This window comes from Monashia sp. NPDC004114 (assembly GCF_053603855.1).
On sequence record NZ_JBSGGK010000029.1, the window covers coordinates 17,933 to 30,579 of the forward strand.

The following is a 12,647-nucleotide window of genomic DNA, read 5'->3' on the forward strand; positions in this document are numbered from 1 at the left end:
GGGCCAGGCGCTCAGCCCTTGCAGCTCCACTGGGCGAGGCCGTTGTCGGCGTACACCCGGTTGGCCACGGTGATCTGCTGTTCCCGGCTGGCGAGGTCGGCGCGAGCGGCGAACTGGCCACCGCCGTAGGCGAGCCAGGTCGAGCGCGAGAACTGCAGGCCGCCGTAGTAGCCGTTGCCGGTGTTGATGTGCCAGTTGCCACCGGACTCGCACGAGGCGACACGGTCCCACATCGCGGCGCGGGCCAGGTTGAGGCCGCCGCCTGAGGTCGAGCCGCTCGTCGAGGGCGCGGGTGCCGGACGCTGCTTCGTGCCGACGGCCAGGATGCGATTGACGGGCGCCTTGGTCACCTTCGAGGAGACCGTCTTGGTCGAGGTGACCTTGCCGTTGACGATCGTGGACCGCACCACGACGGTGCGCGAGCCGTAGACGCCAGCGCGCAGCACCTTGGTCTGGCCGGTGTAGAGGTCGGCCGTGGGACGCTTGGTCGTCCCGTAGGCGATGCGGCTGGTCTGCGTGGCGTCCTTGGTCTGGACGCGCTGCACGACGATCTTGGCGCCGGCGACGAGCGGGGTGGCCACGGCCGGGCTGACCTTGTCGGCCGTCCCGAGGCGGACCCCGAACTGCTTGAGCGCCTCGCCGGTGGTGGCAGCGACGACCGTGCGGCTCGTCGTCTTGCCGTCGACCGTCACCGAGACGGCCTTGGGCGTGACGATCGTCACCGACAGGCCCTGACGGCCGATGGTCTGCGAACGCGAGACCGACAGGCGCGCACCGTCGCCACGCAGGCCGAGCGCCAGGAGGGCGCCGTCCACGGTGGTCTCGGTGGTGCGGACCGAGCGGGTCTTGCCGTCGACGGTGAGGTTCAGCGTGCGGGCGTACTTGACCGTGACGGTCTCTCCGTCGCTGAGCGAGGATGCCACCGCGGGGACGACCACGTCGCCCTGCTTCACGGTGATCCCCTGGCTGTCGAGGAGGTCCCCGACAGTGCTGCCGAAGACATGAGTGGCGGTGGTCTGTCCGTCGACGGACAGGTTCACCGCCTTGTCGAGCTGTGCTGCGCCGACCGCACCCCCGGTGAGGACGACGGCGGCGCCAGTCGCCGCCAGGATCTTGATGTTGCGCGAAATCAAAGCACTCCGATGGTCATAGAACCCGGGTGCTACGCGCTCTCGATCCATCCTCCTCACGCCTTTGGGACGAGGTCGATGCGGGGCAGCAACCGGCCAACAGTCGTCCAGCCTGACTGACAGACGTCCAGGAGGTCAAATTTCGATAACGAGAAGCATGTCATCGAGACATCCGCTTTGGGATGCGCTAGGCGGTTTGTCTGACCCCTGCCTGGGGGGTCGCCGGAGCCCACGACCCGTACACGCGCTCGCTGTTCTGGGACACCGCCCGGCACAGGGTCGGTACGTCGATGTTGAGCACGCCGGCCATCGCGCGGACGGTCACCGGGACGAGGAACGACGCGTTCGTGGCGCCCCGGTGCGGGGCCGGCGCAAGGTAGGGCGCGTCGGTCTCGACCAGCAGCTGGTCGAGGGGCGTGGCCGTCAGCGCGTCCCGCAGGTCGCGGGCGTTCTTGAAGGTCACCGTCCCGGCGAAGCTGAGGTAGTACCCCCGCTCGACGCACTCGCGTGCCATGGCGAGGTCGCCAGAGAAGCAGTGCAGCACCGTGTGGTCGGGCGCTCCCTCCTCGTCGAGGATCCGGAGCACGTCGGCGTGGGCGTCGCGGTCGTGGATCTGAAGGGCCTTGCCGAGCCGCTTCGCGAGGTCGATGTGCCAGCGGAAGCCGTCCTGCTGGACAGCGACCCCCTCGGGCCCGGTGCGGTAGTAGTCGAGGCCGGTCTCGCCGATGGCGCGGATCCGCTCGTGCGCGGCATGCCGCTCGACGAGGTCGTATGCCGCAGGCAACGTCCCGTCGGCAGCGAGCTTGGGAACTTCGTTGGGGTGCAAGGCGATTCCGCCAAGGAGCTCCGGATGGCGCTCGACCGCCTCGATGGTGAACTCGATGCCGTCGAGGTCGCAGCCGACCTGGACGAGACGCGTCACCCCGACCGAGACGGCGCGGGCGATCGCCTCGCCCACGTCGAGCGGCTCGTCGCCCTCACGGGTGATGTCCAGATGCACGTGGTTGTCGACGACGTCGATCGGCAGCGGGTCCGGAGCCGACCCCGGCAGGCCCCTCGAGCCCGACGAGTGCGGGCTCACGCGGTGGCGTCCTCGCCGAGCCTGCTGTGCTCGTCGGCGATGACCTGCTCCGGGTCGAGCTTGGTGAAGACCCCGCTCGGCCGGCTGACCGGCGTGCCGGGCACGACCGGCCGCGACTCCCACCGCGGGGTCGCGGAGTAGTCGCCGGTGATGACCGGGTACGAGCGCGACGAGTCGTCGAGGTCCGTGACGACCTCGAGTCGGGGCATCGGCATGAAGTCGCCCTCGCCACCGAGGACCGCGTGGACCCGGTTGGCGGCGTGCGGGAGGAACGGCGAGATCATCGTGTTGATGTCGCTCACGGCCTGCGCGAGCGTGTTCAGGATCGTCGCGAGGCGCTCGCGCTCGTCGTCGCTCTTGAGCCTGAACGGCTCGGTCCGTGACACGTAGGCGTTGGCCTCCCCCACGATCCTCATGACCTCGGCCAGCGCCGCCTTCTGGCGGTGCCGCTCGAGCAGCCCGCCGACGGTGGCGAACCCGCCCCGCACGGTCGCGAGCAGCTCGTCGTCGACGGGCTCCACGGCATACCTCTGGGGGATCTCGCCGAAGCTCTTCGCGATCATCGCGGCGGTGCGCTGGACGAGGTTGCCCCACCCGGCGACGAGCTCGCTGTTGTTGCGCTGCACGAACTCGGACCACGTGAAGTCGGCGTCCTGGCTCTCGGGGCCGGCCGCGCAGATGAAGTAGCGGATCGGGTCGGCGCCGTAGCGCGCCACGATGTCCTGGACGTAGATGACGTGCTTGCGGCTGGTGGAGAACTGCCGCCCCTCGAGGGTGAGGAACTCGCTCGCGACGACCTCGGTCGGCAGGTCGAGCACGCCGTACTCGCCCGGCTCGCCGCCCTTGTCGCCCTTGCCTGCGTAGCCGAGCAGCTCCGCGGGCCAGATCTGGGCGTGGAAGGTGATGTTGTCCTTGCCCTGGAAGTAGTACGAGAGCGCGTCCGGCTCGTTCCACCACTCGCGCCAGCGCTCGGGGTCGCCGAGCCGGCGAGCCCACTCGATGGACGCGGAGAGGTACCCGATCACGGCGTCGAACCACACATAGAGGCGCTTGTTCGGGTTGTCCTCCCACCCGGGCAGCGGCACCGGGATGCCCCAGTCGATGTCACGGGTCATCGCGCGCGGGCGGACGTCCTTGAGGAGGTTCTTGCTGAACTTGATGACGTTGGGGCGCCAGCGACCCGACGCCTCGCGCTCGTCGAGCCACTTCCCGAGCGCGGTGGCGAGTGCGGGCAGGTCCAGGAAGAAGTGCTGCGTCTCGACGAACTCAGGCACCTCGCCGTTGATCTTGCTGCGCGGGTCGATCAGCTCCTGGGCGTCGAGCTGGTTGCCGCAGTTGTCGCACTGGTCGCCACGGGCCTCCTTGAAGCCGCAGATCGGGCAGGTGCCCTCGATGTAGCGGTCGGGCAGGGTGCGGCCGGTCGAGGGGCTGATCGCACCCTTGGTCGTCTGCTCGATCATGTAGCCGTTGGCGTGGACCTGGCGGAACATCTCCTGCACGACGGCGTAGTGGTTGCGCGTCGTGGTGCGGGTGAACATGTCGTAGGAGAGGCCCAGGTCGGTGAGGTCCTGGGCGATCACCGCGTTGTACTTGTCGACGAGCTCCTGGGGGGAGAGCCCCTCCTCCTCGGCGAGCACGAGGATCGGGGTGCCGTGCTCGTCGGTCCCCGACACCATGAGGACGTCGTGCCCTGCCATGCGCATGTACCTGCTGAAGACGTCGGAGGGCACGCCGAACCCGGCCACGTGGCCGATATGGCGTGGGCCGTTGGTGTACGGCCAGGCGACGGCGGACAGCACATGAGTCATGCGCAGAATCCTAGGCAGTCGCGGACGCCGGCCGCGCGGGAGTTCCCCACCGGCCGCGCCGGCGGGTATGACATAGACATGTCTGGACACGTCGCACATGCAGAGGTCACCGTCGACGCATCGCCGCAGGAGGCGTGGAGCGCACTCACCGACCCGGCCCGGATCACGGACTGGATGGTCGGCACCACCGTCACCACCACGTGGGAGGTGGGCTCGCCGATCACGTGGCAGGGCGAGTACGACGGCCACGCGTACCAGGACAAGGGCGAGGTGCTCGAGTTCGATGCACCGCGCCGGCTCTCGGTCACGCACTACAGCCCGCTCATGGGCCAGCAGGACCGCCCGGAGAACTACCACACGGTCAGCTACGAGGTCGACGCCGTCGACGGCGGGACGCGGGTCACGCTCGACCAGGATGGCAACGAGTCAGCGGAGCAGGCGGAGCAGTTCTCGCAGAACTGGCAGTCGATGCTCGATGCGCTCAAGGCCACCGTCGAGCATTCCTGACCACCCCCGGTCCCGACCGACCGCCACGAACCCCGCCACCCGGCATACCCAGGCGTGGGGGCGTAGTTCGTGGCGGTCCGTCGGCCCTGTGGATGACGCCAACCCGGATGTCGGCCCTCCGGGCAGTCTCCTGGCATGGAGGTGGCGACCGTCGTTGCACAGCACGGCGGCGCGTGCACGTGGCGTCAGCTGCGCACCGGGGCGTCGAAGCGCTCGATCCGCGCCGCCATTGCGGCGGGCGCGATCACCCGCGCCGGCAAGGGACGCTACGTCCTGCCCAGCGTGGGCGAAGCGCGGGCGCTGGCCGTCGGCCTCCATGCGACCGCATCCCACACGACGGCGGCGCTGCACTGGGGCTGGCCGGTCAAGCAGGAGCCGGGCGAGCCGCACCTCACCTTCCCGCGCGGGCGCAAGCTCCGCGACGCGGCACGCGGCGGCATACGGCGTCACTGGCGGTCGCTCGGCGACGACGAGGTTGTCGAGGCGTGGGTCACCAGCCCGGTCCGAACCGTCATCGACTGCTGCCTCGACCTGCCGTTCGACGACGCACTCGCGGTGGTCGACTCGGCGTGGAGGGCCGGACTAAGCCCGCTGGAGGTCGCTGAGGCGGCCAAGCGACTGCCACCGAGGTCGTTCCGAAACGTGATGCGTGTCCTCAGACATGCGGACCGTGGGGCTGCGAACCCGTTCGAGTCGGTGCTCCGCGCGATCTGCATCGGAGTCGCGGGCCTCAGTGTGGTGACTCAGTTCGAGATCCGGGACTCGAGCTACTTCGCCAGGGTCGATCTCGCCGACGTCGCGCTGCGGCTCGTCATCGAGGCCGAGAGCTTCGAGCACCACGGCACGAGAGCGGCGCTTCGACGGGACTGTCGCCGCTACACCGACCTTGGAGCGCGCGGCTGGGCCGTGCTGCGGTTCAGCTGGGAGGAGGTCATGTTCGAGGCCGAGCGGGTCGCCCGCGCACTTCGGCTTGCCGTCGAGTCGCGCCGACGGACCGCCACGAAGGGCCGCCGGAGGGCGAGCTGAGCCCACGAGCGACGGTGGTGGCGGTCCGTCGGGACCGGGTGCGCGCCATGTCAGGCGAGGCGGGCCTCGAGGGAGATCGGCACCGCCTTGAGGGCCTGGCTCACCGGGCAGTTGACCTTCGCGTCCTCGGCGGCGGCCTGGAAGTCCTCTGCCGAGATCCCCGGCACCTCACCGACGACGCTGAGCTTGATCTCGGTGATGCCGGTGCCCGGCACGAACGTCACCTCCGCCGTCGTGTCGAGGGTCGTCGGCGGCGTCCCGGCCTTGGCGAGGCCGTTGGAGAAGGCCATCGAGAAGCACGACGAGTGGGCCGCGGCGATGAGCTCCTCAGGGCTCGTCCTGCCGTTGGCCTGCTCCGCCCGCGAGGCCCAGTTGACGTCGTAGGTGCCGATGCCCGAGCTCTCGAGGCTGACCTGGCCGGACCCTTCGAAGAGCGAGCCCTCCCAGTGCGTGGTTGCGGTGCGGACGGTGCCCATCGGTTCTCCTTCGCTCAGAGTTCAGTGTGCGTTGACGCGAGGTGCTGGCGATCGCCCCGCGGGCGGGGCTCGCGAGCGCGCATACCCAGCCAGCCTTGTCGCGATCTGCTGATGTGACAAGCCCGTCCCACAGCCAGGGGGCGTCAGCGCGCGGCGACCGCCGCGTCGTAGAGCGCCTTTCTCGACAGGCCCGTTCGCGCCGAGACGTCGGCCGCGACGTCCTTGAGCCGCTCCCCCGCGTCGACCCGCTCCCGTATGCCGGCAACGGCGTCCTCGAGAGACGCGACCGTCCGCTCGGCGCCCGCCACGACGACCGTGATCTCGCCCTTGACGCCGTCAGCGGCCCACCGGGTGAGGTCCGCGAGGGTGCCACGCCGGACCTCCTCGTAGGTCTTGGTGAGCTCGCGGCACACCGCCGCGCGGCGCTCGGCGCCGAAGGCTGTGGCCATCGCGCCCAGCGTCTCGGCGAGGCGGTGGGGCGCCTCGAAGAAGACCATCGTCCGCCGCTCGTCGGCGAGCTCGGCGAGGCCGCGCGACCGTTCCCCGGACTTGCGCGGCAGGAAGCCCTCGAAACAGAACCGGTCGACGGGCAGCCCCGACACCGCCAGCGCCATGAGGACCGCGCTCGGGCCGGGGACACACGTGACGCGGATGTCGGAGTCGACCGCAGCGGCGACGAGGCGGTACCCGGGATCGGAGACGGACGGCATACCGGCGTCGGTGACGACGACGACCCGGTCGCCCGCCCGGAGCCGCTCGGCGAGCTCGACGGTCCGGGAGGCCTCGTTGTGCTCGTGGTAGCTGAGCACGTGTCCTCGGGGCGTGACGCCCAGCTCGGCCAGGAGGCGCTTGAGCCGCCGTGTGTCCTCGGCGGCGACGACATCGGCGGAGGCCAGCTCCTCGGCGAGCCGAGGGGCGGCGTCGCGCGGGTCGCCGATGGGGGTGGCCGCGAGGACGAGGGTGCCGGTCATGGCTTCATCCTGACAGCGCGGGCCAGCCGCTGCGCCTGGCGGGCCATGGCGTCGCGCAGCTCGGGGGGTCCGAGCACCGTGAGCTCCCACGGGAGACCACCGATGTGCATCGCCATGGCGTCGAGGTCGTTCCCGCCCGCCTCGACGATGCAACGATCTCGGCCGTCTGCGGTGACGGTGCCGACCGATGGTGGAATCATCTTTTCCACCAATGCTTTTCGCGCATGCACTCGGACCTGGGCGACGTGTTCGTAGGCAGACTGGCTGATCGCCCTGCTGACGAACTCGGCGGCATCTGGCGCTTCGCGCGGGCGGAAGCGCCACCCGCGCGTCTCGGCATCGGTCATCCGGTCGAGGCGGAAGGTGCGCCAGTCGTCGCGGTCGAGGTCGAAGGCGAGCAGGTACCACCGGCGCCCTGTCGCGACCAGGCGGTAGGGCTCGACCCGGCGCTCCCCTGATCCCCGCGGGCCGGCATACGCGAAGTGGACGCGCTCGGTCTCGCGGCAGGCCCTGGCCAGCACGAGCAGCGTGCGTGCGTCGACGATGGGGCCGTTGGACTCGAGCGTGACGGTCGACTGGTGGATCGCCTCGACCTGGCTGCGCAGCCGCCCCGGCAAGACCTGGTCGAGCTTGGCGAGGGTGCGCACGGCCGCCTCCCCGAGGCCCTCGACGGTCCCGCCCGCCGCGAGGCGAAGGCACACCGCGACGGCGACGGCCTCCTCGTCGTCGAGCAGCAACGGCGGCAGCCGCCGCCCCGCGCCGAGCTGGTAGCCCCCGCCCGCGCCGTGGGCGGCGTTGACGGGATAGCCGAGATCTCTCAGCCGTTCGACGTCGCGGCGCACGCTGCGCGTCGTGACGCCGAGGCGCTCGGCGAGCTCGGTGCCGCTCCACACGGGCCGGCTCTGCAGCAGGTCGAGCAGACGCAGCACGCGCGCGGTGGTGCCGGCGGGCGCGCCGTCGACCGGTGATGACATGTCACCAACTGTGCCAGAGGCTGCGGACAGATCCTGTCCTATATCGATGCCAGGCTGAGGACATGACGACAGCAGCGACGACCTCGAGAACGCTTCCGTGGAGCTCCATCCTCGTCGACCAGATCGACTGGCACTGGACCAACCAGCTCCGGCCCCGGCTCGACGGCCTCACCGACGACGAGTACTTCTGGCGACCGACGCCGGGAGCGTGGACTGTGCACCCTCGCGGTGAGGGAGGCACCCAAACCGTTGGTGGCTCAGGCGATTTCACCGTCGACTTCGAGTACCCCCAGCCGGAGCCCGCGCCCGTGACGACCATCGCGTGGCGCTTGGCGCACATCATCGTCGGCGTCCTCGCGATGCGGGTGCACAGCCACTTCGACGGCCCGGCCGTCGACTACGACACGTTCGCCTACGCCGGCACCGCCGACGAGGCCCTCGCCCAGCTCGACGAGGCGTATGCCGCCTGGATCGCGGGCGTCAAGAGCTGGGGTGAGACGGGGCTGGCCGACCCGTGCGGACCGGCCGAGGGCCCTTTCGCCGAGTTCTCCCACGCGGAGCTCGTCATGCACATCAACCGCGAGCTGATCCACCACGGCGCCGAGATCGCGCTGCTCCGCGACCTGTGGGCCCACCGCAACGACTGACAGCTCCCTTTCATCCCTGCCTCACTTTCCCCAGCTTCGCCGAACATCGAACCAAGGAGCAGCCATGCCCGCCCAGGTCCCACCCGTCACCGACGAGCGAGACAGCCTCATCGCCTACATCGACCAGCAGCGCGACGCCTTCGGGTCCGTGGCGTTCGGCCTGACCGAGGAGCAGATCCGACTCGCCCCCACCGCAGGCACGCTCACCATCGGTGGCCTCATCAAGCACGTCACGACATGCGAGCGCGGCTGGACCGACCGGATGGCCGCGGCGCCCGCCGGGCCGGCCCCGGACCCGCGGCCGGTTGCGGAGCGCGCGGCCGAGTACGGACAGGACTTCGTCGTCACCGACACCGACACACTCGACGCGCTCCTCTCGGCGCTGTGGGCTCAGGGTGACCGCACGCGAGAGGTGCTGAGAGCCGCCGATCTCGACGCGCCGGTGCCCGTGCCCCGTGACGCGCCGTGGTTCCCCAAGGATCTCGATGCCTGGTCGGTCCGATGGGTGGCGATGCACCTCGTCGAGGAGCTCGCGCGCCACGCCGGGCATGCCGACATCGTCCGCGAGTCCATCGACGGCGCAACGATGTACGAGCTCGTCGCCGGCCGAGAGGGCTGGCCGGAGACGCCATGGCTCAAACCGTGGCGGCCCGCTCAGGTGACGCGCGCCTGAGGTCGGGTCTCACCAAAAGCCTTGCCAGCAAAGGCGAAGGGCCCTTTGGGAGTATGAGTCTCAAAGGGCCCCTCTAGGTGATCGGTCGATGTGACGCTCCCGATCGACTGCTCTTCTTCTCCGGTCCCGGTCGCCTCGTCACCCGGCTCCCGTGGCGGGTTGCCCCACCAGATGGACCTTTGCCTCTGAACTGTCCCGCTCTCCCCGGGGGGAGTGCGTGAGAGAATTTCTATCGGCCTGAGAAGACTCGCGCAAGGGCTTTGAAGAAAGTTTTTCTGCGTCCACAGACGCACGGCGTGTCGTCCACACGACGACCCCTCTTCTCCACACCGAGGACCGCGAAGTGCACAGCTTTTCCCCCACCGCCTGTGGATTGAGGGGTCGCGATGTGGGCGGTGAATCGGCTCGCTGAGCCTGGAGTTCGGCGCCTCTGAGGGCCTTGTCAGGCCTGGGGTCCGGTGCCGGCGAGGACGTCGTCCAGCAGCTGCGCCGCAGCACGCGCCTCGGCTGCGCGATCGGCTGCTCCGGCGCGGGTGTACTCGTCCGCGGCTGCCCGCAATGCGTCGATCTCGTCCCCGACGATGGCCCGCTCGTCGGCGTCGGTCAGCAGCCGCCTCTCCGCCTCGGCCGCACCCAGCCCGACGGCGGCGCCGGCCACGTGGCTCGAGGTCGTCGACGCCAGGTCCCCGGTGGTGGGGACCGCCTCGGCGTTCTCGAGCGCCCCGATGGCGGACCGCATCGTCGCTGCACCGGCGCGGTCGCGCTCACGCAGGGCGACGGTGAGTCGGGAGCGCAGTGCTGTGCGGAGGGTCGACATGGCCATGCCCTCGACGGTATGCCGTCAGCGGCCTTGAGCGCCAAGCGGTTTCCGTTGTGCTGTGCTTGGCTTGATGCCGTTCGTCGGGCCCGGGAGCGCTGCGTCCGCGTTCGGGTGGCTGGGGAGACCTGTGTCAGGGCGCGAGCAGGTCTTGGTCTGCAGGGTGCTCCGGTGCGTCGAGCAGCCGCTCCCGGAAGAACCCGACCACGCGCTCGACCGCCTCCGGGTGCCGATGGTCGGTCAGGGTGGAGTGACCGTGCCCCTCGAGCTCGACCGCGATGAAGCCGTCGCCGAGCTCGCGCTTGAGGGTGTCGAACCGCGTCCCGGTCACCCAGTCGTGCTGGTATCGGACGCCGAGGACGGGGCACCCGTTCGCAACCCTGGCGCGTACCCTCGCGAGGTCCTCCGGCGAGAGGTTGACGTCCCCGGCGCGAGTGCGCCCGAGTGGTAGGGGCGTCGCCGGCTGCGCGACCACCGGCGCGATGACGACGGGGTCGACCATCATCGCGAGCGCGAAACCTCCCGTCACGCACATGCCGATCGCGCCGATGCCGACACCACCTGCCGTGTCGTGCAGCCAATGTGCAAGGGACCGAAGCCATCCCGCGAGCGGGGCCGTGCGACCCGTCGCGAACATCGTGAACTCCCTTGTGACACAAAGCCTCGGGACGACGCGACCGCCTTCCCACGTTCGGGGCGGCGCATGGGAGGAGCCGAACAGATGCGGCATGGCGACGGTGAAGCCCTCGTCGACGAGCTCGTCGCCGAAGTCGATGACCTCCGGGGTGAGCCCGGGGCTCTCGTGGATGACGACGATGCCGGGACCGCTGCCACGCACGTACACCGGGAAGTCTGAGCCGTCGGCGCTGTGGTGACGCTGGGTCCACTCGGCGAGCAACGACATCACCCGAGCGTACGCGGGCATCCCGGCCGCGGCGGCCGAAGCAACCCGCCGGCATGCCGGCGGCCTGGCCCGCACAGCTCAGGCGGACGGCATACCTCGGAGGGCGCGATGCGGAACCGGCGCGTCCTGGCGACGGGGGTGGTTACAGTGGCGGCATGTCGACGAGCGTGGCGGGGGTCCGCGGCTGGTATGCCGGCCTGCTCGCGCCGTCCGACCGCGACCCTCTGCCGGCGGTCGAGCCTGGCGAGGGGCGCCGGCTGCGCAACGAGACGATCCTCGTCCTCGGAGTGAGCCTGGGCTCGTCGGCCGTCTACGCGATTCTCAGCATCATCGAGAAGCTGACCCGCCCCGTCCCCCTCAGGCAGCAGACGACGGCGATGAACCAGTCGGCCACGCCGGGTCGCCCGTGGCTCGACCTGGCCTACCAGCTCGCTGGGATCGTGCTGCCGCTCGTCGCGGTGGCCCTGGCCCTGTACCTGCTGAACAGCATTCGCCAGCCCGCGGTCGACGTGCGCGCGGGTCGCTTCATCGGGTTCGACCGCCGCGAGCCGGGACGTGACCTGCTGCGTGGCGTCGGCCTCGCCGCCCTCATCGGGATCCCCGGTCTCGCCTTCTACTTCCTGGCCAAGGCGATCGGCATCAACACGCAGGTTTCGGCCGCCAACCTCCAGGCCGTGTGGTGGTCAGGGCCGGTACTGGTGCTCGCGGCGATCGAGAACGCGGTGCTAGAAGAGGTCATCATGGTCGGCTGCCTCTTCACCCGGTGGCGCCAGATCGGCTGGTCGTGGCCGCTGGTCATCGGGCTGTCCGCACTGATCCGCGGGTCGTACCACCTCTACCAGGGCTTCGGCGGGTTCGCCGGGAACATCGTGATGGGGCTCGTCCTCGGCCTGGTGTTCGTTCGGACGCGCCGCGTCATGCCGCTCGTGGTGTGCCACGCGATCCTCGACACGGTCGCGTTCGTCGGATACTCGATCCTGCGTGCCCGAGGCGTCAACATCTGAGGCGACCTCTGGATCGAGTGAGCGTCCAGCCCCGTTCGCCCCACCTCGCGCGGTAGGCCGCCCAGCACCCCTGGCGCTCGCGGGACCCTCTCTCCCGTCGAGTGGGCGCCCCGTCCCACGCGCCGCCATCGCGTCCCGCGCGCTCGCGCAGTTCCCTCTCGGGTCGAGTGGGCGCCCCGTCCCACGCGCCCCCATCCCGCGCGGTATGCCGTCCAGCACCCCTGACGCTCCCGGGAGCCTCTCTCCCGTCGAGTAGGCGCCCCGTCCCACGCGCCCCACCCCGTCCCGCGCGCTCGCGCAGTTCCCTCTCGGGTCGAGTGGGCGCCCCGTCCCACGCGCCCCATCCGGTCGTATGCCGTCCAGCACCCCTGACGCTCCCGGGAGCCTCTCTCCCGTCGAGTGGGCGCCCCGTCCCACGCGCCCCACCTGCCCCGCGCGCTCGCGCAGTTCCCTCTCGGGTCGAGTGGGCGCCGCCGGCTGGTGGACCGCCCACCGCGACCCCGACACCCGACCAACCCCACCAACCAGCACGACCAGCACGACCAGCACGACCAGCACGACCAGCACGACCAGCACGACCAGCACGACCAGCACGACCAGCACGACCAGCACGACCAGCACGACCAGCA

At 70.4% G+C, this 12,647-nt stretch carries 13 protein-coding genes; 5 read left to right on the forward strand and 8 right to left on the reverse strand.

Annotated elements, in window-relative coordinates:
• Positions 1-11: 11 nt before the first annotated feature.
• From ACWEOW_RS23800 to metG, 3 genes are all read right to left on the reverse strand, one after another.
• A complete protein-coding gene (locus ACWEOW_RS23800) occupies positions 12-1,133 on the reverse strand; it encodes a transglycosylase family protein (RefSeq protein WP_452271734.1) in 1,122 nt (373 codons plus the stop codon).
• A 184-nt stretch (positions 1,134-1,317) separates the two neighbouring features.
• Positions 1,318-2,211 (reverse strand): TatD family hydrolase, encoded by an 894-nt coding sequence (locus ACWEOW_RS23805; protein WP_452271735.1) that lies wholly within the window; start codon positions 2,209-2,211, stop codon positions 1,318-1,320.
• Positions 2,208-4,019: a methionine--tRNA ligase gene (gene metG, locus ACWEOW_RS23810; protein ID WP_452271736.1), complete on the reverse strand. Its 1,812-nt coding sequence runs from the start codon at positions 4,017-4,019 to the stop codon at positions 2,208-2,210. The genes ACWEOW_RS23805 and metG overlap by 4 nt, the downstream gene beginning before the upstream one ends.
• A 78-nt stretch (positions 4,020-4,097) precedes the next feature.
• Between metG and ACWEOW_RS23815 the strand changes: the two genes are divergently transcribed.
• Both ACWEOW_RS23815 and ACWEOW_RS23820 read left to right on the forward strand, forming a co-directional pair.
• Positions 4,098-4,526, forward strand: coding sequence for an SRPBCC domain-containing protein (locus tag ACWEOW_RS23815; RefSeq protein WP_452271737.1), 429 nt, complete (start codon positions 4,098-4,100; stop codon positions 4,524-4,526).
• Between the two features lie 135 nt (positions 4,527-4,661).
• Positions 4,662-5,552: a DUF559 domain-containing protein gene (locus ACWEOW_RS23820; protein ID WP_452271738.1), complete on the forward strand. Its 891-nt coding sequence runs from the start codon at positions 4,662-4,664 to the stop codon at positions 5,550-5,552.
• A gap of 50 nt (positions 5,553-5,602) precedes the next feature.
• Here the strand turns inward: ACWEOW_RS23820 and ACWEOW_RS23825 are convergent, their stop codons facing one another.
• The 3 genes from ACWEOW_RS23825 to ACWEOW_RS23835 form a co-directional block, all read right to left on the reverse strand.
• A complete protein-coding gene (locus ACWEOW_RS23825) occupies positions 5,603-6,028 on the reverse strand; it encodes an OsmC family protein (RefSeq protein ID WP_452271739.1) in 426 nt (141 codons plus the stop codon).
• A gap of 143 nt (positions 6,029-6,171) precedes the next feature.
• Positions 6,172-6,999: a 16S rRNA (cytidine(1402)-2'-O)-methyltransferase gene (gene rsmI, locus ACWEOW_RS23830; protein WP_452271740.1), complete on the reverse strand. Its 828-nt coding sequence runs from the start codon at positions 6,997-6,999 to the stop codon at positions 6,172-6,174.
• A complete protein-coding gene (locus tag ACWEOW_RS23835) occupies positions 6,996-7,973 on the reverse strand; it encodes a helix-turn-helix transcriptional regulator (protein ID WP_452271741.1) in 978 nt (325 codons plus the stop codon). The genes rsmI and ACWEOW_RS23835 overlap by 4 nt, the downstream gene beginning before the upstream one ends.
• A gap of 62 nt (positions 7,974-8,035) precedes the next feature.
• On the opposite strand from ACWEOW_RS23835, the gene ACWEOW_RS23840 reads away from it, so the two are divergent.
• A complete protein-coding gene (locus tag ACWEOW_RS23840) occupies positions 8,036-8,620 on the forward strand; it encodes a DinB family protein (protein ID WP_452271742.1) in 585 nt (194 codons plus the stop codon).
• A 64-nt stretch (positions 8,621-8,684) separates the two neighbouring features.
• Entirely contained in the window at positions 8,685-9,293 is a 609-nt protein-coding gene (locus ACWEOW_RS23845) for a DinB family protein (protein WP_452271743.1), read from the forward strand.
• Positions 9,294-9,735: 442 nt separating this feature from the next.
• Here ACWEOW_RS23845 and ACWEOW_RS23850 read toward each other — a convergent pair whose 3' ends face one another.
• Positions 9,736-10,116, reverse strand: a complete 381-nt coding sequence (locus ACWEOW_RS23850) for a hypothetical protein (protein ID WP_452271744.1) — start codon at positions 10,114-10,116, stop codon at positions 9,736-9,738.
• A gap of 127 nt (positions 10,117-10,243) precedes the next feature.
• A complete protein-coding gene (locus ACWEOW_RS23855) occupies positions 10,244-11,014 on the reverse strand; it encodes a dienelactone hydrolase family protein (protein WP_452271745.1) in 771 nt (256 codons plus the stop codon).
• A gap of 155 nt (positions 11,015-11,169) precedes the next feature.
• Here ACWEOW_RS23855 and ACWEOW_RS23860 point away from each other — a divergent pair, with 155 nt between their 5' ends.
• A complete protein-coding gene (locus tag ACWEOW_RS23860; protein WP_452271746.1) occupies positions 11,170-12,018 on the forward strand; it encodes a CPBP family intramembrane glutamic endopeptidase in 849 nt (282 codons plus the stop codon).
• Positions 12,019-12,647 lie beyond the last annotated feature (629 nt).

Coding starts and splice junctions, on each gene's coding strand:
- ACWEOW_RS23825 (WP_452271739.1), bottom strand. CDS start 6,028: ATGGGCACCGTCCGCACCGCAACCACGCACTGGGAGGGCTCGCTCTTC.
- ACWEOW_RS23840 (WP_452271742.1), top strand. CDS start 8,036: ATGACGACAGCAGCGACGACCTCGAGAACGCTTCCGTGGAGCTCCATC.
- rsmI (WP_452271740.1), bottom strand. CDS start 6,999: ATGACCGGCACCCTCGTCCTCGCGGCCACCCCCATCGGCGACCCGCGC.
- ACWEOW_RS23850 (WP_452271744.1), bottom strand. CDS start 10,116: ATGGCCATGTCGACCCTCCGCACAGCACTGCGCTCCCGACTCACCGTC.
- ACWEOW_RS23860 (WP_452271746.1), top strand. CDS start 11,170: ATGTCGACGAGCGTGGCGGGGGTCCGCGGCTGGTATGCCGGCCTGCTC.
- ACWEOW_RS23855 (WP_452271745.1), bottom strand. CDS start 11,014: ATGTCGTTGCTCGCCGAGTGGACCCAGCGTCACCACAGCGCCGACGGC.
- ACWEOW_RS23845 (WP_452271743.1), top strand. CDS start 8,685: ATGCCCGCCCAGGTCCCACCCGTCACCGACGAGCGAGACAGCCTCATC.
- ACWEOW_RS23820 (WP_452271738.1), top strand. CDS start 4,662: ATGGAGGTGGCGACCGTCGTTGCACAGCACGGCGGCGCGTGCACGTGG.
- ACWEOW_RS23835 (WP_452271741.1), bottom strand. CDS start 7,973: ATGTCATCACCGGTCGACGGCGCGCCCGCCGGCACCACCGCGCGCGTG.
- metG (WP_452271736.1), bottom strand. CDS start 4,019: ATGACTCATGTGCTGTCCGCCGTCGCCTGGCCGTACACCAACGGCCCA.
- ACWEOW_RS23815 (WP_452271737.1), top strand. CDS start 4,098: ATGTCTGGACACGTCGCACATGCAGAGGTCACCGTCGACGCATCGCCG.